The sequence below is a fragment of the Wenjunlia vitaminophila DSM 41686 genome (genome assembly GCF_000380165.1).
Taxonomy (GTDB): Bacteria; Actinomycetota; Actinomycetes; order Streptomycetales; family Streptomycetaceae; genus Wenjunlia; species Wenjunlia vitaminophila.
On record NZ_KB904634.1, the window covers coordinates 123,632 to 144,460 of the forward strand.

At 71.8% G+C, this 20,829-nt stretch carries 20 protein-coding genes; 12 read left to right on the plus strand and 8 right to left on the minus strand.

Going from position 1 to position 20,829, the window contains the following annotated elements:
* Positions 1-116: 116 nt before the first annotated feature.
* Complete coding sequence (locus tag A3IG_RS0100450; protein ID WP_018381563.1) at positions 117-1,787, plus strand: NAD(P)/FAD-dependent oxidoreductase; 1,671 nt, start codon at positions 117-119, stop codon at positions 1,785-1,787.
* Positions 1,788-1,853: 66 nt separating this feature from the next.
* Here the strand turns inward: A3IG_RS0100450 and A3IG_RS28030 are convergent, their stop codons facing one another.
* Positions 1,854-2,522 carry a class I SAM-dependent methyltransferase gene (locus A3IG_RS28030; protein ID WP_018381564.1) on the minus strand — a complete coding sequence of 223 codons (669 nt, stop codon included), beginning with the start codon at positions 2,520-2,522 and terminating at the stop codon, positions 1,854-1,856.
* 427 nt (positions 2,523-2,949) lie between these two features.
* Here A3IG_RS28030 and A3IG_RS0100460 point away from each other — a divergent pair, with 427 nt between their 5' ends.
* Together A3IG_RS0100460 and A3IG_RS0100465 are read left to right on the plus strand one after the other, a co-directional pair.
* The gene (locus A3IG_RS0100460) at positions 2,950-4,260 is read left to right on the plus strand and encodes a phosphodiester glycosidase family protein (protein ID WP_018381565.1); all 1,311 of its coding nucleotides are present in this window, start codon (positions 2,950-2,952) and stop codon (positions 4,258-4,260) included.
* Between the two features lie 247 nt (positions 4,261-4,507).
* Positions 4,508-4,924 carry an SRPBCC family protein gene (locus A3IG_RS0100465; protein WP_018381566.1) on the plus strand — a complete coding sequence of 139 codons (417 nt, stop codon included), beginning with the start codon at positions 4,508-4,510 and terminating at the stop codon, positions 4,922-4,924.
* A 268-nt stretch (positions 4,925-5,192) separates the two neighbouring features.
* On the opposite strand, the gene A3IG_RS0100470 is transcribed toward A3IG_RS0100465, so the two are convergent.
* Positions 5,193-5,783 (minus strand): lytic polysaccharide monooxygenase auxiliary activity family 9 protein, encoded by a 591-nt coding sequence (locus A3IG_RS0100470; RefSeq protein ID WP_018381567.1) that lies wholly within the window; start codon positions 5,781-5,783, stop codon positions 5,193-5,195.
* Positions 5,784-6,245: 462 nt separating this feature from the next.
* On the opposite strand from A3IG_RS0100470, the gene A3IG_RS0100475 reads away from it, so the two are divergent.
* The 4 genes from A3IG_RS0100475 to A3IG_RS28035 all read left to right on the plus strand — a co-directional run bounded on the left by A3IG_RS0100475 (position 6,246) and on the right by A3IG_RS28035 (position 10,799).
* Positions 6,246-7,328, plus strand: coding sequence for a hypothetical protein (locus tag A3IG_RS0100475; RefSeq protein WP_018381568.1), 1,083 nt, complete (start codon positions 6,246-6,248; stop codon positions 7,326-7,328).
* Between the two features lie 473 nt (positions 7,329-7,801).
* On the plus strand, positions 7,802-8,770 hold the full coding sequence (locus A3IG_RS0100480) for an L-tyrosine/L-tryptophan isonitrile synthase family protein (RefSeq protein WP_018381569.1): 969 nt from the start codon (positions 7,802-7,804) through the stop codon (positions 8,768-8,770).
* A complete protein-coding gene (locus tag A3IG_RS0100485) occupies positions 8,767-9,588 on the plus strand; it encodes a TauD/TfdA dioxygenase family protein (protein WP_018381570.1) in 822 nt (273 codons plus the stop codon). The genes A3IG_RS0100480 and A3IG_RS0100485 overlap by 4 nt, the downstream gene beginning before the upstream one ends.
* 197 nt (positions 9,589-9,785) lie before the next feature.
* Positions 9,786-10,799, plus strand: coding sequence for a helix-turn-helix domain-containing protein (locus A3IG_RS28035; RefSeq protein WP_018381571.1), 1,014 nt, complete (start codon positions 9,786-9,788; stop codon positions 10,797-10,799).
* Between the two features lie 22 nt (positions 10,800-10,821).
* Here A3IG_RS28035 and A3IG_RS0100495 read toward each other — a convergent pair whose 3' ends face one another.
* The 3 genes from A3IG_RS0100495 to A3IG_RS0100505 form a co-directional block, all read right to left on the minus strand.
* The gene (locus A3IG_RS0100495; RefSeq protein ID WP_018381572.1) at positions 10,822-11,376 is read right to left on the minus strand and encodes a hypothetical protein; all 555 of its coding nucleotides are present in this window, start codon (positions 11,374-11,376) and stop codon (positions 10,822-10,824) included.
* An 88-nt stretch (positions 11,377-11,464) separates the two neighbouring features.
* On the minus strand, positions 11,465-12,178 hold the full coding sequence (locus A3IG_RS0100500; protein ID WP_018381573.1) for a response regulator transcription factor: 714 nt from the start codon (positions 12,176-12,178) through the stop codon (positions 11,465-11,467).
* A complete protein-coding gene (locus A3IG_RS0100505; RefSeq protein ID WP_018381574.1) occupies positions 12,175-13,464 on the minus strand; it encodes a sensor histidine kinase in 1,290 nt (429 codons plus the stop codon). Before A3IG_RS0100505 ends, A3IG_RS0100500 begins: the two co-directional genes overlap by 4 nt.
* A gap of 189 nt (positions 13,465-13,653) precedes the next feature.
* Between A3IG_RS0100505 and A3IG_RS0100510 the strand changes: the two genes are divergently transcribed.
* Complete coding sequence (locus A3IG_RS0100510; RefSeq protein WP_018381575.1) at positions 13,654-13,923, plus strand: DUF3040 domain-containing protein; 270 nt, start codon at positions 13,654-13,656, stop codon at positions 13,921-13,923.
* 78 nt (positions 13,924-14,001) lie between these two features.
* Here the strand turns inward: A3IG_RS0100510 and ctaD are convergent, their stop codons facing one another.
* Positions 14,002-15,777, minus strand: a complete 1,776-nt coding sequence (gene ctaD / locus A3IG_RS0100515) for an aa3-type cytochrome oxidase subunit I (RefSeq protein WP_018381576.1) — start codon at positions 15,775-15,777, stop codon at positions 14,002-14,004.
* A gap of 404 nt (positions 15,778-16,181) precedes the next feature.
* Between ctaD and A3IG_RS0100525 the strand changes: the two genes are divergently transcribed.
* The 4 genes from A3IG_RS0100525 to A3IG_RS0100540 all read left to right on the plus strand — a co-directional run bounded on the left by A3IG_RS0100525 (position 16,182) and on the right by A3IG_RS0100540 (position 19,729).
* Positions 16,182-16,919 (plus strand): D-Ala-D-Ala carboxypeptidase family metallohydrolase, encoded by a 738-nt coding sequence (locus A3IG_RS0100525; RefSeq protein WP_040910605.1) that lies wholly within the window; start codon positions 16,182-16,184, stop codon positions 16,917-16,919.
* A gap of 116 nt (positions 16,920-17,035) precedes the next feature.
* On the plus strand, positions 17,036-18,562 hold the full coding sequence (locus A3IG_RS0100530) for a hypothetical protein (RefSeq protein WP_018381579.1): 1,527 nt from the start codon (positions 17,036-17,038) through the stop codon (positions 18,560-18,562).
* A 69-nt stretch (positions 18,563-18,631) separates the two neighbouring features.
* A complete protein-coding gene (locus tag A3IG_RS0100535; RefSeq protein ID WP_018381580.1) occupies positions 18,632-19,366 on the plus strand; it encodes a class I SAM-dependent methyltransferase in 735 nt (244 codons plus the stop codon).
* 93 nt (positions 19,367-19,459) lie between these two features.
* Positions 19,460-19,729, plus strand: a complete 270-nt coding sequence (locus A3IG_RS0100540) for a hypothetical protein (RefSeq protein ID WP_018381581.1) — start codon at positions 19,460-19,462, stop codon at positions 19,727-19,729.
* A gap of 49 nt (positions 19,730-19,778) precedes the next feature.
* Here the strand turns inward: A3IG_RS0100540 and A3IG_RS0100545 are convergent, their stop codons facing one another.
* Positions 19,779-20,201, minus strand: a complete 423-nt coding sequence (locus tag A3IG_RS0100545; RefSeq protein WP_018381582.1) for a DUF3618 domain-containing protein — start codon at positions 20,199-20,201, stop codon at positions 19,779-19,781.
* Positions 20,198-20,635, minus strand: coding sequence for a phage holin family protein (locus A3IG_RS0100550; protein ID WP_018381583.1), 438 nt, complete (start codon positions 20,633-20,635; stop codon positions 20,198-20,200). The genes A3IG_RS0100545 and A3IG_RS0100550 overlap by 4 nt, the downstream gene beginning before the upstream one ends.
* Between the last annotated feature and the right edge of the window lie 194 nt (positions 20,636-20,829).

Genomic DNA, 20,829 nt, shown 5'->3' on the forward strand with positions numbered 1-20,829 from the left:
TCGTCTCCGCACCGGCACAGCCCGGGAGCCGCGCCGTGGGCAGCGGAGTCACGACCGAATCGTGGCGTACCACGACGCGCCGGAAACGAGCGCGCTCTCCCACCGAAGGACCCGTCATGAACCTCATCCCAGCGTCACGCCGACAGCAGTTCGACGTCGCGATCCTCGGTTCCGGCATCGGGGGCGGCATGCTCGGTGCCGCACTCGCCCGGAACAGGGTCAAGGTCCTGCTGATCGACAGCGGCGTCCACCCGCGGTTCGCAGTCGGCGAGGCCACGACCCCCTACACCAGCGTCACCCAGCGGGTCATCGCCGCCCGCTACAACGTGCCCGAGCTGGTCAACCTGACATCCCTGCAGGACATCACCCGAGCCATCGGCCCGAAGTTCGGGACCAAGACCCACTTCGGGTTCCTGCGGCACGAGCCGGGGCGCCCGCAGAACCCCCGGGAGACCAACCAGTTCCACACCCCGGAGATCCTGCACGAGGCCCACCACCTGTACCGACAGGACGTGGACGCCTACGTGTTCCACGTCGCGGTCAAGGCCGGCTGCACCCCGCTCCAGGACTTCCCGGTGCACGACGTGGAGTTCGACGGCTCGGGAGTGACCATCCACGGCGGCGAGGGCGAGTCCTACCGGGCCCGCTACGTGGTGGACGCCAGCGGCTACCGCTCGCCGCTGGCCAAGAAGTTCAACCTGCGCGATGAGGTGTGCGCGTACAAGCACCACTCGCGGTCGATGTTCACCCATGTCCTCGGCATCACGCACACCGACGACCTGTGGCCGGACCGCCGGCCGGAGTACGTGCCGCCTGTCCCCTGGTACGAGGGCACCGTGCACCACCTGTTCGACCGGGGCTGGTTCTGGGTGATCGGGTTCGACAACACGCCGTTGTCCCGTAACCCGTTGTGCTCCGTGGGGCTGACCCTCGACCCCCGGATCTACCCGAAGGACACCTCGTTGACGCCGCACGAGGAGTTCATGGCCTATGCCTCGCGCTTCCCGGACGTGGAACGGCAGTACGCCGGGGTCAAACCCGTACGCGAATGGGTCTCCACGGACAGGTTGCAGTACTCGTCGAAGCAGACCGTGGGTGACCGCTGGTGCCTGCTCTCGCACGCCGCCGCATTCATCGACCCGCTGTACTCGTTCGGCCTCGCCAACACCGGTGACGCGGTGAACTACCTCGCCTGGAGGCTCATCCGGGCCTGTCAGGACGATGATTTCTCGGCTGAACGGTTCGAGTTCATCGACCGTTGGCAGCAGGCACGGTTCCACTACAACGACGAAATCGTCAACGCGGGTTTCACCGCATTCGACGACTTCGAGTTCTGGAAGACCGTCTTCCGTGTCTGGGTGTGGGGCAACAACGCCGGATCGCTGCGGATGCAGACGGCGCTCACGGCCTACAAGAAGACGGGTGACGACTATCTCTTCCGCGACCTGGAAGAGGCCCGGTACCTGGGGTCCGACTGGCCGGACCACGAGGGCTACCAGCACATGCTGGGCGTCATGACGGAACAGGTGGACGCGGTGAACGCCGGTAAGACCACCCGCAAGGAGGCGGGGGACGTCATGTGGGACCTCATGGAGAACACCAACTTCATGGCCGCCACGCTGGGATTCCAGTTCCGCAACGTCCACTTCATGCACCCGTCACGCAAGACGCTGCTGCACACGGGGCGGTGGATCCTGCGCCACGGCGATCCCGACATGCGCCGGCTGACGATCCCCAATGCCCGTGAGGCCATCAAGCACCGGCTCCGTGGGGACAAGATCTTCTGACTTCCACCGGACGACGGTGCGGGCCGGGTGTGAGGGTGGCGCCGTGACCACGGCGCCACCCCAGTCCTACGCCGGTTCGAAGGAAATCAACCAGGCCGGCAGCTCCCTGGGTTTCCTGTCGATCGGCAAACGCACCCGGAACACGCTGTCAGCCATGGACACGAGGTTCCAGTGCTCCGCGAAAGCCGCACGGATCTGGTCCTTGTCCGGCGGGTCGAGCCGCTCGAGGATACGCCGCTGCATCCCGAGTCGGCCGAAAACCCCTTTCACTTCGTTCCGTGAGTCGACACTCATGGTCAGCAGGTGAACCCTTGCGTCGTGGGTGCACACCCGCCGCAGAGCGGCAGCGTACTTCTCCCGGCTCTGACTCGGCAGCGAGGGGAACATGCCGCAGTCCACGACGGTCTGGAACCGGCTTTCGAAGCCCGCGAGCTCGATGACGTCGCCGACGAGGAACGTGGCTGTCACGCCGCGTTCCTCGGCCGCCTGCCGGGCCTGCGCGATGGCCGTTGGTGCCAGATCGATGCCGGTGACGGAGAACCCCTGCGACGCGAGGTAGACGGACAGGGCTCCGGAACCACACCCGACGTCGAGCACCTCCCCGCCGACAGCCCCCGAGTCAACCAACTCGACGAATGCTTGCTGGGGCCCGCCGATATTCCATGGCGGACGCTTTCCAATCGGTAGCTTCCCCTGGTAGGCGCGCTCGTACTGAGCCGCACTCAGTTCGCTCATGCTTCAACCCTGCGAGGGAATAGTCCCCATTGTCAACATCCCGGCACGGCATTCACCGGGACAAGGCGGGCCAGGCCGCCCCCCACCTCGCGAAATACCTGGACAGACAGCCCACGGCCCGCGGTTGAACGGAATTCACAGATTGTTTTCGAGAGACGGGCCCTAATTTTCCGAAAGCCAATTCGACGCTTTTCGAGTGCGCTCACCGGCCAGCCCGCGGCACAGCGGTCCGCCCGGGCGCGGAACGGGGGCAAAGGTGCGGCCCCACGGCGCGCGGTGGCACGCGACGCCCGTGTCCGACACGGCGCCGCACCGGCGCGCCCGCACCGACTCACCGTGCGTGCTGACATGATTTGCGGAGTGTGGTCCCGGTACGTTCCCGGCGGCACCGGGTGCCCGCACCCCACCGAGACATCCGGGAGCTTCCTTGTCCCTCCGCGCCTTCCGTGGACCAGCGGCCGTCCTCGCCGCGGTCGTCGCACTCACCTCCGGCGCCGTGGCTCCGGCCACCGCCGGGCCCGCGCCGGTACCCCCGCACCGGGCCCCGGCCGGCACGCCGGAGCCGGTGGTGCCTCCGTTCCCGGACGACGCCGACGCCACCTGGCCGTTCGAGGAGGGTGCCAGCTCGGCCCCCACCCACACCGAGCGCCTGGTGGCCCCGGGGGTCCGGCTGACCTCCTACGACCGACTGGGGCCCGACGACTCACTGCGCGCCGACGCGCTCTCCATCGACCTGACGTCGGGTGCCGAAGCGGACTACCTCTCCCCCGGCGCCGTCGCCAGCCGCCGAGCGCTGTCGCGGATGGCGGCGGAACACGATCCCGGCCCGGGTCGCCGCACGGTGGCCGCGGTCAACGCGGACTTCTTCGACATCAACGAGACCGGCGCCCCCCAGGGGTTCTCCATCAAGGGAGGAGAGGTGGTCAGCTCCCCGGTGGCCGGGGCCAACCGGGCCGTGGGCATCGGCCCCGGTGACAGCGGCCGCGTCCTGGAGCTGGACTTCCAGGGGACCCTCTCCCTGCCGACCGGCACCCGGCCCCTCGCCTCGTTGAACGCCGCCAACGTCCCGGAGGACGGCATCGGCGCCTACACCAGCGGCTGGGGTGCCGCCCACCGGGCGTTGACCGTCAACGAGTCACGGCACACCACCGAGGTCACCGTGGTGGACGGCCGGGTGGCGAGGACCGCGGGCGCGCCGGGAAGCGGGCCGGTCCCACCGGGCACCACCGTGCTCGTCGGCAGGGACGCGGGCGCCGACGTGCTGGCCGCCCTCCGGGCCGGTGACCCGGTGTCATGGTGGTACCGGCCACGGCCGAGCAGCGGACAGGTGCCCAGGACCGCCGTCGGTGGCCGCGAACTCCTGGTGGTGAACGGCGGGGCGATCGACCACGAGGGCGAGGGCAACAACAAGGCCGCCCCGCGCACCGCCGTCGGTTTCACCCGCGACGGTCACACCATGCTGGTGCTCACCGTGGACGGTCGGCAGCGCGACAGTGACGGGGTGACCCTCACCGAGCTGGGACTGCTGATGAAGCACGTCGGTGCCCACAACGCGCTCAACCTGGACGGGGGCGGCTCGTCCACCCTGCTGGCCCGCGCCCCGGACGGTGACTCCCTGCGGCTGGAGAACTCCCCCTCGGGCGGCAGGGAGCGGCCGGTCCCCAACGGGCTGGTGTTCACGGTGCCCGAAGGCGCCGGCCCATCGCCCGCCGGTGGCCGCCTCGGTGACCTTCCGTAGCACCGCGCCAACACGCTCCGGACGGCCCGCCGCCTGCCCGAACCACGGCACGGCAGTGGTACCGGTGCCCTTGACCCACCTTCACTACGCCATACAGGCGCCAATTCCGGCATAGCGACAGATACCAGGCTATAGATGGTAGGCGACGAGGCGCCTGTCAGCGGCTCGGCCCTCCCTACCCAGATCGCAGGAGCCCGATTCCCCCTGCCCAACGGTGGGGGTTTCCACAGAGGAAGCCCGGTGAACGGTGAGTGAGTACGAGGCGACGCGGCGGCTCGAAGCCCTACCCGAGCTGGTGTTCAACGAAGCCAGTGACCTGCGGACGATGCACCGGTGGCTACCGAGCGAGGTACGGGTGGAACCCCAGGAGCCACCCGCCGCGAACGTGACCGTGCGGCACGACGGCGAGGAGGTCAGGGAACGGGCGTTGGCCGAGGCCAGGAAGGGCCAGTTGCGTCTCGAATGGGGGACCCGGGACGAGGACCGCTACGCGGGGTGGTTGCAGGTGGCCGGGATCGGCTCGGGGGCGAGCGAGGTGACCGTGCACCTGTCGTTCTTCGATCCGGACGCGGAACCACCCCGCCCCCAGGTGGAGGCCGCCCTCGAGCGCAGCCTGGCCCGGCTCGCCGAGCAGGTGCGGCTGCGCACCCAGACCCCGCTGTAGTCGGGGCCGGGTCCGCCGCGTCACGCCGGGGGCCGTGGACGCCCCTGTGGCCCCTCCGGCACCGAGCGCTGGAGGGGCCCGGGTGTGCCGCCGGTCCGCGCGGCCGGGGCGCTCCGGTCCGGAGGTCGTCCCGTGGCGGCCCTCTCCCGGGCCGTGGTCCCAGATCCCGCCCATCCGGTCCCCGCGGCACCGGTCCCCGCGCTCCCCGGCGTGCGGGTCAGGCCCGCACACCTGGGTCCCACGGCACACCCCGCCCTTCTCGTGGCGGTCAGAACTGCACGTCGGAGCAGGCGTAGAAGGCGTTGCCCGTGTCCGCGATGGTCCACACGCCGAGGATCAGGTGCTTGCCGTGCTTGCCCGAGGGGATGGTGCCGGAGTGGGTCACGGTGTAGGGCGGGATCTTGCCGTTGAACGGCACGGTCAGGAACGGCGTGGTCTCCAGCGCCGAACGGGTCAGCGGCTGGGTCGGGTCGTAGCCGTCCTTGGTGATGTAGTACTTGAAGTCCGTGGTGGCGTGTGCCGCCGTCAGCCGCCAGTTGAAGGTGTAGCTCTGGCCACCGCTGACCCTCGTGGCCGGCCAGGTTCCCCCGCGCGGGTCGTCGAGCTGCGCGAACCTGCTGTTGCCGCCGGCGCAGATCCTGCCGTCCGCGGGTCCGCCGCTGGGGAAGCCCTTGGGGCCCTCGACGCTCTGCGGCTCCCAGATGATCTCACCGCAGTTCGTCATCCCGCCGTTGGCGCACACCTTCTGCCGGCTGATCGGCGAGTCGGTGTAGCCGTGGCCCTGTGCGCTGCTGGTGGCCAGGACGGGCAGCCCGATGAGGCTCAGGCCGACCAGGGTGGCGCCTAGTTTCTTCCGCATGCTTGAGCTCCAGGTGAACGTGGGGTGTTCGGTGAGCTGGCGAGCTGCGCGCAGCTTGGTCTAGACCAAGAGGAGCGTAGCCCTCGTCCATTTAGCATGTCCATACCAATGTCCATACCAATGGCGATGGAATCAGCGATTCCGGTCACGGTGACGAGTGGCATGTTCCTCCGCATTTGCGACCATGGAGTCATGACCAACCGGACCCCGGTCGCCACCCCAGTTCCATGCCGTCCCTCCGGCGCGCGGCCGATCCGGCACTCCGCTCCCACCCAGGGCTGCCCGTGCTCACCCAAGGTGGCCGGAAACCGCTGGACGGCGAAGGCGCCGCCCACCGCGCCGTCTAGCGGCGCCGCACCCGTCGCCCGGGGCGACGTCACCCGGACGCCGGCCGGCCCCCCGCGTGCGGTCCGTCGCACCGCCCGCTCGCACGGCCCAGCGACGCCCGGCTGACCCGGCGACATGAGCGGCCCCGCCGGACCACCCCCGCCCCCCGCAGGTCCACCACCCCCGGCCGCGGGGCGTCACCCGGTCCGCACCCGCTTCGTCAACTCGCCGTTCCCCGCGGCCATCGTGATCGTCCTGATCCTCTCCGCGGCGGCCGGGCTCTTCGCCGGCTCCTACTGCTTCGCCCTGGCCAACCCCACCCCGCACCGAATCCCCATCGGGGTGACCGGCTCCTCGGAACACGGCGGCCGACTGGTCACCGGACTCGAACGCGCACTGGGCAGTTCCCTGCCACCACGGCGGTTCCCCGACGACCCGGCCGCCCTGGCCGCGGTGGACCGCCAGGAGATCTTCGCTGTGCTCCGCCTGCTCCCGGGGCACGCCGAACTCCAGGTGGCGAGCGCCTCCGGAGCCTCGGTCGCCAGGGTGCTGCGCCAGGCCGGGCCCCCGGTGGGCAGGCAGGTCGGCGTCCCCGTCACGGTGCGGGACGTCCGCCCCCTGCAGTCCACGGACCCACAGGGCCTGGCGCTGTTCTACGTCTCCCTCGCCGCGGTGCTCGTCGGATTCGTCGGCGCCGCCCAGCTCAGCGTGCACGCCAAGGCGTTGCACCCGGTGGAGCGGGTGGCCGTCACCGCCACCTACGCGGGGCTCGGCGGTCTGTCCATCTGCCTGGTGGTGGACCCACTGCTGGGGGTGCTCGACCTGCCCCTCACCGAGACCTGGGGGATCCTCACGCTCACCATGTTCGCCTCGGGCATGGTCTTCACCATGTTCCAGACCCTCGTGGGTCGCTGGGCGATCCTGCCCACCTGGGGACTGATGGTGCTGATCGGCAGCCCCTCGTCGGGCGGGGCGGTCTCCTGGGCCCTGCTGCCCGAGCCGTTCGGCACCGTCGGTCGCTGGCTGCCGCCCGGAGCATGCGTGAACGCCGTACACAACGCCGTCTACTTCCCCCACCACCAACAGGCCGCTCCCCTGTGGGTGCTGGGCACCTGGGCAGCGCTCGCCACCGCTGTCTTCCTCGTGTGGCGGGAGCGCCACCCCGGGGGGCGCGCACGGCGCGGCCGGGCGACCGCGGCACCGGCTCCTCCTCCGTGACGATCAGAGCTGGCACGCATCGTCAATCACATGGCACCGTGCGATAACGAAAAGGCATGCGACACTGCCCACACTCATCCACAGGTCCTCGAGATCGATTCCGCTGGCCGGGCACGACCACGGCACCTCGCACGGTGCCCGCCTCCAGCGGACCTTCGCCGGGAGACAGGGGGGCTGCCCATGGCGAGGAGAGTAGTCGTCGGCGTCGCGGGCGACCCGGTCGAGCCCGCGGCGCCGGCCCGTAACGGGGGCCGGTGGTCGCCGCGCCGACCATGAGGTCGCCACGCACGGCCACGGGTCCGGTGGGACCCGACGGGCGCGGAACGGCTGCCCGGCCCACGGCCCGGGCAGCGGTCCACCGGGTGCCGCGGCGGGTCCACCCGCCGGGCGCCGGTGGAGCGGCCGAGCGAGGTGCCGGGCGCCCTACGCCGTTCCCGGCGGCCAGGCGCCCCCCGCGAGCCAGGGGATGTGTGGTGACCCGGAGCAGCAGGCAGACGACCAGCAGCGAGATCCTGGACTTCGTCTTCCGCTTTCGCCGGCTGGCCGCGGGTCACGACCGCGGCTGCGCGGCCCGGCCGTGCGCCGACTGCCACGCCCCGCACCTGGCCAGGGTGGAGCGGCAGGTGGCCGCCGGGGCGCCACTGCACTTCGTCCTGCCGGCCTTCCCAGCCAAATCCCCCAATCCGCACAAGGTCCTGGGAACCCTGCCGGACCAGGGGGAACGGCTGGCGCTCCGGTTCCTCCAGTCGTTCTGCGAGGCCCTGGGCCGGCTACACCCGCCGGGCGCGCGGGTCACCATCTGCTCGGACGGGCACGTGTTCGCCGACGTGGTCGGCGTCTCCGACGCCGCCGTCACCCACTACCGCCGCGAACTACAGGGCATGGCGGGCGAGCTGGGCACCCACTGCGTGGACTTCTTCTCACTGAGCGACGCCTTCGGCGGCTCGGGTCACACCGACGCCCGGCTGGCCCTGCTCGCCGGCTACGCGGAGCCGGTGCCGGAGCTGCGCGAGCGGGCCCGCGAGGACGGCGACCTGCGGCAGACATTCAACGGCATCCACCGGTTCGTCTTCGAGGACCGCGTCCCACTCAACCCCGGGGTCAGCCGCAACCGGGTCCGCCAGGAGTGCAAGGCCCTCGCCTGGAACGTCATCCAGCGCAGCAACGCCTGGAGCCGGCGGGTGGCGGAATCGTTCCCCGATGCCCTGCGGCTCTCGATCCACCCCCAGCCGCCCCACTCCGAGAAGATCGGCTTTCAACTCCTGCCCGCCAAGGACCGCTGGATCACGCCCTGGCACGGCGTCGTCCTCGAGACGGGCGACGGCACCTGGCTGACCAAGCGCGGTCACGCGGAACGCCTGCACGCCTCCCTCGTATGGAGGGACAACCGCCCCAGCCACTTCGTCGCGCCGCACGTGTCCTTCCGGGAGGTTCTCATATGACGGCGTCCGTCCCGCTCGTGCCATGGGTCGCCGACGGTCTGCGTCGCACCGCACTCGACCCGTTCGGCCTGCTGGTCCAGCCGAAGGGGGTCACCGAGCTCACCGCGCTGCCGCCGGCCCTGCTGGCCCGTTGGGTCGGCGAGTTCCGGGTGGTGGTGCTGCGCGGGTTCGACGAACTGCCGGCGAGCGGCCTGGCCGACTACGCCAGGTCCTGGGGCGCCCTGCTCACCTGGGACTTCGGTGAGGTCCTCGAGCTGGTCAACAAGGAGGGGTCGGGGAACTACCTGATGGGCTCGGGCCCGGTGCCGTTCCACTGGGACGGCGCCTTCGCGGGCCGTGCTCCCAGTTACCTCCTGTTCCGGTGCGCCCTCGCCACCCAGCCCGGCACCGGCGGTGAGACGTCCTTCTGCGACACCACCCGGGTGCTGCGGCAGGCACCCCCGGAACGGCAGCGGCTCTGGGAACGGGTACGGATCACCTACCGCATCGGCAGGACCGGCCACTTCGGCGGTACCACCTCCAGTCCGCTGGTGGTGCCGCACCCGCTCACCGGCCACCCCACGCTCCGCTACGCGGAGCCGTTGCCCGCAGAAGAGTTCGAGAATCCCATGACCCTCGGGATCTCCGGCATCCCGGCGGCTGCCCGCGAGGACCTCCTCGGCGACCTGAGGGAACGGTTGTACCGCGGCGGAGCGCGGTACAGCCACCGCTGGCAGACCGGGGACTACGTGCTCGCGGACAACCACACCCTGCTGCACCGGCGGGAACCCTACCGGCGTGGCGCCTCCCGCCACCTCCAGCGCGTGCACATCCTGTGACCCCCGCGGGCGGCGCCGACCCCGCGCCGCCCGGCTGCCCGGCGGTCCCCGAGGGATCTCGGCTGGGCACGTCCACCCTGGGGGTTTGAACGATCCACTGATGGTCTGGCCGATTTCGGCTGGCCGGGAGAGCATGGTGACGCACCGAGGACACACCGCAACTATGCTGCCGTGATCGTCACCACCGGGAGGGGCACGTGAGGACGGTGCGCGAGATCCAGGGGTCGCCCACGGACGAACGGCCTCCCCACTGGCGCGAGGAGGTCACCGGGCTCGCGGTGCCCGTGGAGGTCACCTCGGACTGCGAGTGGTACCACGCCGAACTGGGCATGGTGGAGCTCGGCCCGGTGCAGGTCACCTCGGTGCTCACCGCGCCGTGCACGGTCCACCGGCCCTCCCGCCTGATCCGCCGGTCCGACCCGGGGTTGTTCCAGCTCAACCTGATCTGGAGCGGCGGCAACGTGCTGGACCAGGACCGGAGCCAGACCCCCGTGGCCTCGAACGAGATGGTCCTGTACGACACCTCGCGCCCGTTCCGCATCGCGGCCAGGCCGACCGCACCGAACTCCGTGGTGCAGGGCGCGGGGATCATGTTCCCCCGTACGCTGCTGCCCCTCACACCCGCTCAGGTGAACCGCTTCACCGCGACCCGGCTCTCCGCCCGGGAGGGAGTGGGCACCCTGCTCTCCGAGTTCGTCGCCCGGCTGCTCCACGACCCCGAGCAGTACCAGACCGACGACGCCATCCGGCTGGGCACCGTCCTGGTGGACCTGCTCGCGGCGCTGCTCGCCCAGGAACTCGACGGGGACTGCGCACTGCCCGCGGACACCCGCCAGCGCACCCTGTTGCTCAGTGTTCAGGCGTTCATCCACCAGAACCTGGGGGACCCCGAGCTGTCTCCCAGCCTGATCGCCTCCGCGCACAACATCTCGGCGCGCTCACTGCACCGGTTGTTCCAACCCCAGGGCAGCACCGTCGCGGAGTGGGTCCGTGCCCGGCGGCTGGAGCGCTGCCGGCGCGACCTCGCCGACCCGTCGCTGAGCCACCGGCCCATCCACGCCATCGCCGCGCGCTGGGGCCTCACCGACCCCGCGCACTTCAGCCGGCTGTTCCGCGCCGCCTACGGGGTCAGCCCGCAGGACTACCGCCACCAGCACCGGCGGCCCGGCGGTTCGAGGGTCCACCTGTCCCTGCCCGCGGTGCCACGGTGACCCGAGCCGGGTCCCCCAGCCGTCACCCGCGGTTCCTGACCTCGTAGCGGGGGCCCTGGTCGGGGTCGTCCACCTCGGACAGCTCCCGGGCCACCCGGTGGGTGACCACCAGGTCGTGCAGGAGCGGCCGGGTCGCGTCCCTGGGCAGCCCCGCGGCCCTGGCCACGTCCTCGAGGTGCACCGCCTGGCCCCGGTGCTCGTTCACCGCCCGGGCCAGCGCGGCGAAGACCTGCTCGTGACGTTCGGAGTACTCCGGGTGCCCCCGCCCGGCGAACAGCGGGACGGGCTCCTTGGCACCGGGGTCGTGCACCTCCTGCTCGGCGGTCTCGTCGGGCCACTGCTGCTTGCCCCGGTGCACGGCGGCGAGCCGGTCCTCGTGCGAGGCGGACCCGCCGTGCCGCTGGTGGGAACGCTGTTTGGAGGCTCCCTTGGTGGCCTGGTCGGCGCTGGGCTGGTCGCCCGCCCGGCGGGCCCTGCGGCCCGCGGCGCGCCGCTGTTCCTCGTTGCCCTCCATCTTCTTGCCCACCATCGCGACGATCCTCTCCTCGGTGGTGCTGCGCACCGGAAGGGGTTCCACGCCGGAAGCGGGCCAATCCTCCCGGACAGCCGCGGGCGGCCCCTCGGCCCACCGGGGGCGGGCACGGGTCCGGGGAGTGGCCGGACGGTCACCGATCGTCGTCGAGCAGGCCCGCGTCATGGACCAGCAAGGCGATCTGCACCCGGTTGTTCAGGTCCAGCTTCGCCAGTATCCGCGACACATGGGTCTTGACCGTGGCGACGCTCATGTACAGCGCCGCCGCGACCTCCGCGTTGGACCGGCCCCGCGCCACCGCCGCGGCGACCTCGCGTTCGCGTTCGTTCAACCGGTCGAGCGACGCCTGCGCCCTGGCCTTCCGGTCGTCAGGAACCCCACCGACCACCCGGCTGATCAGTCGTCTGGTCACCGAGGAGGACAACACCGGCTCGCCCGCGGCCACCCGTCGCACCGCCGCCACGATCTCCCCGGGCGGGGTGTCCTTGAGCACGAAGCCGGCCGCCCCGGCGCGCAGTGCCCGCAGCACGTGTTCGTCGGCGTCGAAGGTGGTCAGCACCAGCACGTCGGGCGCACTCGACCGGCGGCGCAGCAACTCGGTCGCGGTCAGCCCGTCCACCGTGGGCATCCGAATGTCCATCAGCACCACGTCCGGGGCGAGCCGGTCCACCAGGGGCAGCACCTGGGAGCCGTCCGCCGCCTCGCCCACCACCTCGATGTCCGGGGCGCCGCCGAGCATCATGGACAGCCCCATCCGGACCAGCGGGTCGTCATCGACGAGCAGCACCCGGACGGTCGGGCTCGGCTGCCCGGGGGGCGAGCGGTGGGGCTCCTGGGCGGGGGTCATGCGGGCCAGGGTAGCCAGGCGTGCAACCGGAAGTCGCCGCGGGACGTGCGGCCGTGCTCCAGCCGCCCGCCGACCAGGGTGGCCCGTTCGGTCAGGCCGAGCAGCCCCTGTCCGGCGCCGGGGATGTCGGAAGGAGCGCAGCCCGCGGCGGGCAGCGGGTTGCGGACCTCGACGGTCAGGCCGCGTCCAGGGTCGCCCTCGACGGTGACCGTCACCTCGCCCCCGGGGGCGTGCTTGCGGACGTTGGTGAGCCCCTCCTGAACGATCCGGTACGCGGTGCGGCCCACCGTGGCGGGGACCGCCTCCGGGTCCTCGAGCCGGTCGTCCAGGGTGACGGCGGTGCCTGCCCGCCTGGACTCGGCGACGAGGTCGGCCAGGTGGGACAGTGCGGGTTGGGGGCGTTCTCCGTCTGGCCCCGCGGGCTGCCCGCCGGGGTCCGCGTCCTCCCCGACGGGGGCCCGCAGCACGCCGATCACGTCCCGCAGGTCCTGCAGGGCCTGGTGTGCGCTGTGCCGGATCACCCCGGCGGCACGGCTGACGTCCTCCGGTGAGGCGTCGGGGTGGTACTCCAGCGCACCGGCGTGCACGCTCAGCAGGGACAACCGGTGGGCGAGCACGTCATGCATCTCCCGGGCGATCTGCTCACGGGCCCGCCGTTGGGCCTGCTCCGCCCGGAGCCTGGCCTCGGACTCCGCCCGCCGGGCCCGTTCCCGCAGCGAGAGCACCAACTGCCGCCGGGCCCGCACGAACATCCCCCAGCCCAGCACGGTGACGGTCAGCACGACGCCGAGCAGCGCCAGGAGGGGGAACGGGAGGTCCGGGTCCGCCCGCACCAGGCCGTACAGCGGCACGGTCGCCAGGCCGAGCCCGCACACCGGAGCGGCGACCCGGAACGGGCGGTGCACCACGACGGTGAACTGCGTGATCAGCACGGCTCCGCCCACCAGGTCGGAGAAGACGGCGAGCGGGGTGAGGGCCAGTGCGACCCCCACGGGCCAGCGGCGCCGCAGCCACAGCGCTGCGCAGCCGAGGACCCCGGCGAGCAGGTCGGCGCGCACCACCCAGGGCGAGGGGGCGGGGCTGGGATCGGTGGCCACGACCAGGGCGATCACGCCGGCTAGGAGGAACAGGCCGAGGTCCACGAGCCAGTCCCGCACGGTGCGCCGGACCCGGCGGGGGGAGCCGGGGTCCGCGGTGTGCTCCTCGATGAGGGTGGACGGTAGGAGCCGCGGGTGGTCCGGGCCGGTCAGGCTCGTTGGCGGTGTTGCGGTCGACGCCTCGCTCATTCCCGGGGATGGTACCGGGCGGTGCGTGCGGGTGGGCCCCGGTGTCGTCGGCCACGGGGGCCGGTGGTCCGGGCCCGGCGTCCGCGCAGGTCACGGGCGCCGGGCTGCGGGGGTCGCCGTCGGCCAGGTGGGTGGTGGGCTGCGGCGTGCCGGGGGTGCCGGGGGTGGTGGCGCGGGCATATTGGACCCATGGAGCTGACACCTCGTGAGCGGCGGGCGCTGGACGGCATCGCGGCCGACCTCGGCGCGGACCGTCGGCTGCGGCGGTCGTTGCGCGGGTTCCACCCGCCGCTTTCCCGGCGCAGGGTGGTCGCCACCCTCGCGGTGCTGTGCGCCCTGACGGCGGCGGGGCCGTGCATCGCCGTGCTGGGTGTGGGGCCGCAGTCGGTGGCGGTGCTCGCCCTCGCGGTGGTGTTCGGGGCGGTGGGGCTGCTCCTGTGGATCGCCAGGGGCGGATGAGGTGCGGGCGCGGGTCGTCGCCCGGGCGTCGGGACCTCCCCGCACGGTCGGCGGCTGACGCCGCCGGGCCCAGCGGTCTCAGCCGTCCCGGCCGGTGTCACCCTCGCCCGGCGTCTGCTTCCCCGCCTCCCCCCGCTCGATCCCCCGGTGCCCGGCCTTCGTGCGACCGGCGGCGCCGACCGGCCTGACCTCCTCGTGGTAGGGCGCCTCCAGGGTGGCGACGTCGGGGTGGTGCAGGTCGAACGCCGGTGACTCGGAGCGGATCCTGGGCAGGGTGTTGAAGTTGTGCCGGGGCGGCGGGCACGAGGTGGCCCATTCCAGTGATCGCCCGAACCCCCACGGGTCGTCCACCTCGACCCGGTGCCCGCGGTGGGCGGTCAGCCAGACGTTGTACAGGAACGGCAGGGTGGACAGTCCGAGCAGGAACGCGCCGATCGAGGAGACGGTGTTGTAGACGGTGAAGCCGTCGGCGGCGAGGTAGTCGGCGTAGCGACGCGGCATGCCGATCACGCCCAGCCAGTGTTGGACCAGGAACGTGGTGTGGAAGCCGACGAACAACGTCCAGAAGTGGATCTTCCCTAGGCGCTCGTCGAGCATGGTTCCGGTGAACTTGGGCCACCAGAAGTAGAAGCCGGCGAACATCGCGAAGACCACGGTGCCGAAGAGCACGTAGTGGAAGTGCGCCACCACGAAGTAGCTGTCGTGGACGTGGAAGTCCAGCGGTGGGGAGGCCAGGATGACCCCGGTGAGTCCGCCGAACAGGAAGGTGACCAGGAAGCCCACCGCCCACAGCATGGGCGTTTCGAACGAGAGCGAGCCCTGCCACATGGTGCCGATCCAGTTGAAGAACTTGATGCCCGTGGGGACGGCGATGAGGAACGACATCACCGAGAAGAACGGCAGCAGCACCCCGCCGGTGGTGAACATGTGGTGCGCCCACACGATGGCCGAGAGGCCCGTGATCGCCAGGGTCGCGGCCACCAGGCCGATGTAGCCGAAGATCGGTTTGCGGGAGAACACCGGGAAGACCTCGGTGACGATGCCGAAGAAGGGCAGGGCGACGATGTACACCTCCGGGTGGCCGAAGAACCAGAACAGGTGTTGCCAGAGCAGCGCCCCTCCGTTGACGGGGGCGAACACCTCGGAGTGGAACTTGCGGTCGATCTCCAGCACCAGCAGCGCGGCGGCCAGCACCGGGAAGACCATCAGCACCAGTACCGAGGTGAACAGGGTGTTCCAGGTGAAGATCGGCATCCGGAACATGGTGAGTCCGGGCGCGCGCATGCAGATGATGGTGGCGACGAAGTTGACGGCCCCCAGGATCGTGCCGAACCCGGCGAAGACCAGGCCCATGATCCACAGGTCGGCGCCGATGGTCGGGCTGTGGATCTTGCCGCTGAGCGGGGTGTAGGCCGTCCAGCCGAAGTCCGCGGTCCCGTTGGGGATCAGCATGCTCCCCAAGACGATCAGGCCGCCGAAGAGGAAGGCCCAGTAGCCGTACATGTTCAGCCGGGGGAAGGCCACATCGGGGGCGCCGATCTGCAGGGGCATGATGGCGTTGGCGAACCCGGCGAACATCGGGGTGGCGAAGAGCAGCAGCATCACCGCGCCGTGCATGGTGAACATCTGGTTGTACTGCTCGTTCGAGAAGATCTGGGTGCCCGGTCGCGCCAGCTCGGCCCGGAGGAGCAGGGCGAGCACCCCACCGACCAGGAAGAACACAAAAGCCGTGATCATGTAGAGGTGACCGATCCTCTTGTGGTCCGTGGTCGTCATCCAGGCCACCACCACCGCCCCGCGCCGGCGTTTGCGGACGGGTGGCGGGGCTGACGAGGTCTCGGCCGACGTGGCCATGCGGGCTCCTTGACTCGACACGATCACACGGAGAGGTCATCCGCATGCTTTCCGTGGTCAACAGTGACCAACATCTACCGGATCGTGGAGGTATCGACAGACCGCTGGGCGGGCGTGTCGCGGCCCGCCCCACCGCGTCACCCCCCGCCCCCCGCGGCGGTGGGCCCGCCGGGGTGCGGGCCCACCTTCCACTCGGGGTCGAGCCGACACCGGTGCCGCGTCCGGCCCGGGTCAAGCCGGACGCCCAGCCGGCGTGCGGCGACGGTGAGGGCGGCCTCGACCGGCCTCCGTCCGCCGCCAGAGGTCTGCACCGGTGAATTTCCTTTCCGGCGGGAACATGGGTTGACGCGCGTAGCACATCCCCTCCACCCTCTGGTGTCACACCCCTTCGGCATGGAGGTTCAATGACCGGCCGCCTCACCAGATTCGTGCTTTCGATTGTCATGATCATTGCAGGTTCGCTCGTCGGCACCGTCGCCACCGCGTCCTCCGCGCACGCGGACACGTGTTACACGTGGAGCCGCACCCTCTCCGAGGGCATGTCCGGATCGGACGTCACCCAGTTGCAGATCCGGGTCGCCGGCTACCCCGGCTACGGAGGCGTCCTGGCCATCGACGGCCAGTTCGGCCCCGCCACCAAGGCCGCGGTCACCCGTTTCCAGCAGGCCTACGGGCTGTCCGCCGACGGCGTCGCCGGCTCACAGACCTTCAGCAAGATCTACGATCTGCAGGACGGCGACTGCACCCCGGCACACTTCAGCTACGCCGAGCTGAACGACTGCAACAGCGACTGGTCCGGCGGCGCCGTCTCGGCCAGCACGGCCAAGGCGAACGCCCTGCGCAGCATGTGGAAGCTCGAGGCGATGCGGCACGCGCTCGGCGACCAGCCCATCACGGTCACCAGTGGCTTCAGGTCCTACGCCTGCAACTCCGCGGTGGGCGGTGCCAGCAACAGCCGCCACCTGTACGGTGACGCGGCGGACCTGGGCTCCGGCCCGCACTCCCTGTGCACGCTCGCCAAGCAGGCGCGCTACCACGGCTTCAACGGCATCCTCGGCCCCGGGTACCCGGGCCACAGCGACCACACCCATGTGGACCACCGGTCCAGCAGGTACTGGTCCGCGTCCTCCTGCGGCATCTGATCGGACCGGCCCCCGGCCGGCTTGGTCCGACTGCCCGGTTCGAGTTGCCAGCGAGCACGGCACGGCCCCAGCGTGGGAGCGTGTCCATACTTCAGACCGCCTCTCGGCGTGAGCCGGTGCCGCACTCCGTCGACCGCCGCCCGTCCCGCTTCTGGCTGGGACCGGCGGCGGTCGCGGCCGGGTTCGTCATAGCCCAGGTCATCCTGGTCATACCAGGGCTGGGGATGGGTTGGGACGAGACCGTCTACGCCAGTCAGGTCGATCCCCGCTCCCCCACGGCGTTCTTCAGCGCGCCCCGCGCCCGCGGCATCACCTACCTCATCGCGCCGGTGACCGTGCTGACCCCGTCGCTCCTCGCGCTGCGGATCTGGTTGGCGCTCCTGTCCGGCATCGGGCTGCTGCTGGCCCTGCGGGTCTGGCGGCGGCTGCTGCCCGCCCCGGTGCTCACCGTGGCGGGGGCCCTGTTCGCCAGCCTCTGGATCACCGTCTTCTACGGGCCGCAGGCCATGCCCAACCTGTGGGTCGCCCTGGGGTGCCTGGCCGCGGTGGGCTACTTCCTCAGGTCCGGGGCCGTGCGCACCGGCACGAGCCGCGTCGGCACCGTCCGGCTCGAGGCCCTGCCGCTGCGCCGGGTCGATCCGGACCGGCACGCCCTGCTCGGCCTCGGCGCGTCGGTGACCGCCGTCGGGCTGATGCGCCCCACCGACGCGGCCTGGCTGGTCCTGCCCCTGGGCCTGGTCGCCCTGGTGGGCAGGGTCCGACCGGCGGTCCTCGCCGTGTTGGCCTGCGGGCTGGCCCTCGGTTGGGCGGAGTGGCTCATCGAGGCGTGGGCGCGTTACGGCGGGCCGAGGAGCAGGCTGCACCGCGCCAGTGAGGTCCAGGGCGGCATGGGCTGGAACTGGGCCGTCGACGACCAGGCGCGCTCCCTGGACGGCCGGGGCCTGTGCCGCCCCTGCGACGTGCCCTGGCCCCACCCCTCGGTGACCGCCTGGTGGTTCCTGCTGCCCCTGCTGGTCCTGGCCGGACTGTGGGTCGCCCGGCGTGCCGGGCGGGGCCGGCTCGTGGGCACGGCGACCCTGACCGGAGGGGCCCTCGCGGTGCCCTACCTGTTCCTCATCGGGTACGCCGCACCACGCTTCCTGCTGCCCACCTACGCGCTGCTGGCCGTGCCCACGGCCGAGTGCCTGCTGCGTCTGACGGCGTCCGCACGGCACCGCAGGCAGGTACTGGCCGCGCTCGCCGCCGTCCTGAGCGCGCATCTGGCCGTCCAGTACGCCGTGCTCGCCAAGACCACCCAGCGCAGTGACGCCGCGCGCCGGGACGTCAAACGGGTCGCCGAGGAACTGCACCGCCAGGGCGTCCGGCCCCCGTGCGTGGTCTCCGGGCACCAGGCCGTCCAGATCGCCTACCAGGCGGGGTGCGCGTCGCGCCAGACCCGGGGCAACGACACCAGCATCACCCCCCGGGCACTGGTGGGCCTGTCCGCGTCCCGTCCGGTCGCCGTCGTGGTGGTGGGCCGGCGTCCGCCCCCCTCGTTCGCCCGCGACTGGCGCCGCCAGGCACTGCCCGACCTGGGCTCCACCCGTGGGGTGCGCGCCTACCTCTCCCCGTCCGCCGTGCCCGGTCCGACCTCCGGCGGCTGACCCAGGGGCCCCCGATCCACCCTCCGCGACCCGTCGCGGGCGCGGGTGGGCGTCTGGCAGGCTGTCGGCATGCCGTTCGACCACAACGACCACTACCACCGCCTCCTGCTGCGTCAGATACCCGTCGGCTGCCGCACGGCGCTGGACGTGGGGTGCGGCACCGGTCGGTTCGCCCGACGGCTCGCCGGCCTCGGCATCGAGGTGACCGCGGTGGACGCGTCGGCGGACGTGCTCAGCGCGGCCCACGCGGCTCACCCAGGGCAGCGCCAGCCCCGCTACCGGCAGGCCGACGTCACCACGCTGGAGCTGCCCGCGGGCCACTACGACTTCATCAGTTGTCTGAGCAGCCTGCACCACATGCCGTTCGACACCCTGGGACGACTGCGCGACGCGCTCGCCCCCGGTGGGGTCCTGGCGGTTCTCGGGCCCTATGCCGAGCGCACGGCCGCTGACTACGCGTGGGCGCTGGCCGCTGTCCCGGTCAACGCCGTCGTTCGGACCGCCGTCGCCGCGAAGGACCTGGCCTGCGCCACCCCGGTCCCGCTCCGGCCCCCGGTGCGGCCGGCTGACATGCCGCTGGCCGTCGTCCGCCGCGAGGCCGCCGCCCTGCTCCCCGGGTGCACCGTCCGGCGACTGCTGTTCTGGCGCTTCCTGCTGGTGTACCGGCAGGAAGCGGTGACGGCACCGCGGCCGGCCGGGGAACCGCGGGCGTCGCGGCGGCGGGACGACGGGGACGGAGTCCCGCCCGTGCCCGAGCGGGGCAACCGGGCGCAGGGCCGCGAAGCCACCCCGTCAACCGGGTGAACCCCTCCCCGAACAGCCCAAGCCGGCGAGGCCCACCCCTGCGACCCGGGTGACGATCGGCTGGACACCCCCGAAGCGAGGAGCAGGCCCGCCATGCTGGAAAGCACCCGCCCCCAGAGCCACGTCGAGGGCCCCTCCGCGGGCCCTTCCGACCGCACCGTCACGCAGGTCGGCGTCGCGGGCGAAGCGGAAGGACAGCGGCCGGGGGCACAGCCTCCCGTCCGCCGTCCGGACGACGCCCGGACGGTCACCGTGGCCCCGTCGCCCGAGCCCGGCCGGGGGCGCCATCGCGCCTGCGGCGACTACTGGTTCGACGAGCACGAGAAGCGGACGGACACGGCGGCCCCAGGAGCGTTCCGCTGATCTGACGGCACCGCCGTGCGCGGGAGCGCCGCCCCTCGAGCGGCGCGACCTACCGGTGCCGGTGGCAGTGCCGGTGGCGGGCGCGCCGGAGCGCCAGGACGGCGACGGCCAGTCCGCCGGCACCCGCAGCCACCCTGGTCGCGTTGCACCGTGCGGCCTGGGCGACCCCGGCCAGGGTCTCGCCGGCCAGGGCGGGTTCCTCCGTGCCGCCCTCCACTCCGGTACCCGCGGCGCCTCCCGCGGCCCCCCGCCGGGGCACCCGCTCCTGCACCGTCTGCGTGGCGTTGTCGACCTGCTGTCTGGCCCGGGTTCGCAGGGCGGCGGCCCGGTGCAGGGCGCGACCCTTGACGTCGGCCTTGGCCGCGAGCTCCTCGACGGTGCGCCCCAGGCTCTCACGGGTCTTCTCGATCTCCTGGCGCAGTTCCTCGGGGCTCGTGCCCGGGGCCGCGCCTCGTTCCGGCTTGGTGCTCATCGGTGGGCCCTCTCCCTGATCTGTTCCATGTCTGCCTTGACGCTCTCGATGAAGTCCGGCGGTGTGGACGGCGTCGCGAGCTTCACCTGGGCCACACCGATCAGCGCCATGCAGGCCGCGAGGAGCATCAGGGCTCCGAACATGACGAGGGCGGCGGCCCACACCGGCAGTACCAGCGCGAGTGCCGCCGTCCCCGCGCCCACCAGGGGCACCAGGGCGAAGAGAGCCACCACGCCGGCGCCGCCGAGCATCCCGCCGCCGAGGCCGAAGCGCTTCCCCTTGGCGGCCATCTCTGCCTGCGCCAACCGCATCTCCTGGCGGACCAGGAGGGTGATCTGTTCCGACGCCTGCTTGACCAGCTCACCCGTGGAGTGCTCGCGCACCGTCGGCGGCGCTTCCGCCGCGGTGGGCCGGTCCTGGACGACTCCAGCCATCGGTCATTCGCCTCCCGTGTGCGTGTGTTCTCCGGCTACCCAGGGCGACGCGGGCTACCCCCGGCAGCGAACACAGATCCGACCGACAGGCGGTAAAACCCGCAAAAGCCCGATTTACCCCATCAGAGAGCGCATCATCGTGTCCGGGAATAAAGGCCGTAAACCGGTCAAAAGGAGTCATTAACGTGCGACGA

What these genes read in the sequence shown, in the direction of transcription:
- A3IG_RS0100450 (WP_018381563.1), top strand. Translation starts at nt 117, where the DNA reads ATGAACCTCATCCCAGCGTCACGCCGACAGCAGTTCGACGTCGCGATC.
- A3IG_RS28030 (WP_018381564.1), bottom strand. Translation starts at nt 2,522, where the DNA reads ATGAGCGAACTGAGTGCGGCTCAGTACGAGCGCGCCTACCAGGGGAAG.
- A3IG_RS0100470 (WP_018381567.1), bottom strand. Translation starts at nt 5,783, where the DNA reads ATGCGGAAGAAACTAGGCGCCACCCTGGTCGGCCTGAGCCTCATCGGG.
- A3IG_RS0100475 (WP_018381568.1), top strand. Translation starts at nt 6,246, where the DNA reads ATGAGCGGCCCCGCCGGACCACCCCCGCCCCCCGCAGGTCCACCACCC.
- A3IG_RS0100485 (WP_018381570.1), top strand. Translation starts at nt 8,767, where the DNA reads ATGACGGCGTCCGTCCCGCTCGTGCCATGGGTCGCCGACGGTCTGCGT.
- A3IG_RS0100500 (WP_018381573.1), bottom strand. Translation starts at nt 12,178, where the DNA reads ATGACCCCCGCCCAGGAGCCCCACCGCTCGCCCCCCGGGCAGCCGAGC.
- A3IG_RS0100505 (WP_018381574.1), bottom strand. Translation starts at nt 13,464, where the DNA reads ATGAGCGAGGCGTCGACCGCAACACCGCCAACGAGCCTGACCGGCCCG.
- A3IG_RS0100510 (WP_018381575.1), top strand. Translation starts at nt 13,654, where the DNA reads ATGGAGCTGACACCTCGTGAGCGGCGGGCGCTGGACGGCATCGCGGCC.
- ctaD (WP_018381576.1), bottom strand. Translation starts at nt 15,777, where the DNA reads ATGGCCACGTCGGCCGAGACCTCGTCAGCCCCGCCACCCGTCCGCAAA.
- A3IG_RS0100525 (WP_040910605.1), top strand. Translation starts at nt 16,182, where the DNA reads ATGACCGGCCGCCTCACCAGATTCGTGCTTTCGATTGTCATGATCATT.
- A3IG_RS0100535 (WP_018381580.1), top strand. Translation starts at nt 18,632, where the DNA reads ATGCCGTTCGACCACAACGACCACTACCACCGCCTCCTGCTGCGTCAG.
- A3IG_RS0100540 (WP_018381581.1), top strand. Translation starts at nt 19,460, where the DNA reads ATGCTGGAAAGCACCCGCCCCCAGAGCCACGTCGAGGGCCCCTCCGCG.
- A3IG_RS0100545 (WP_018381582.1), bottom strand. Translation starts at nt 20,201, where the DNA reads ATGAGCACCAAGCCGGAACGAGGCGCGGCCCCGGGCACGAGCCCCGAG.
- A3IG_RS0100550 (WP_018381583.1), bottom strand. Translation starts at nt 20,635, where the DNA reads ATGGCTGGAGTCGTCCAGGACCGGCCCACCGCGGCGGAAGCGCCGCCG.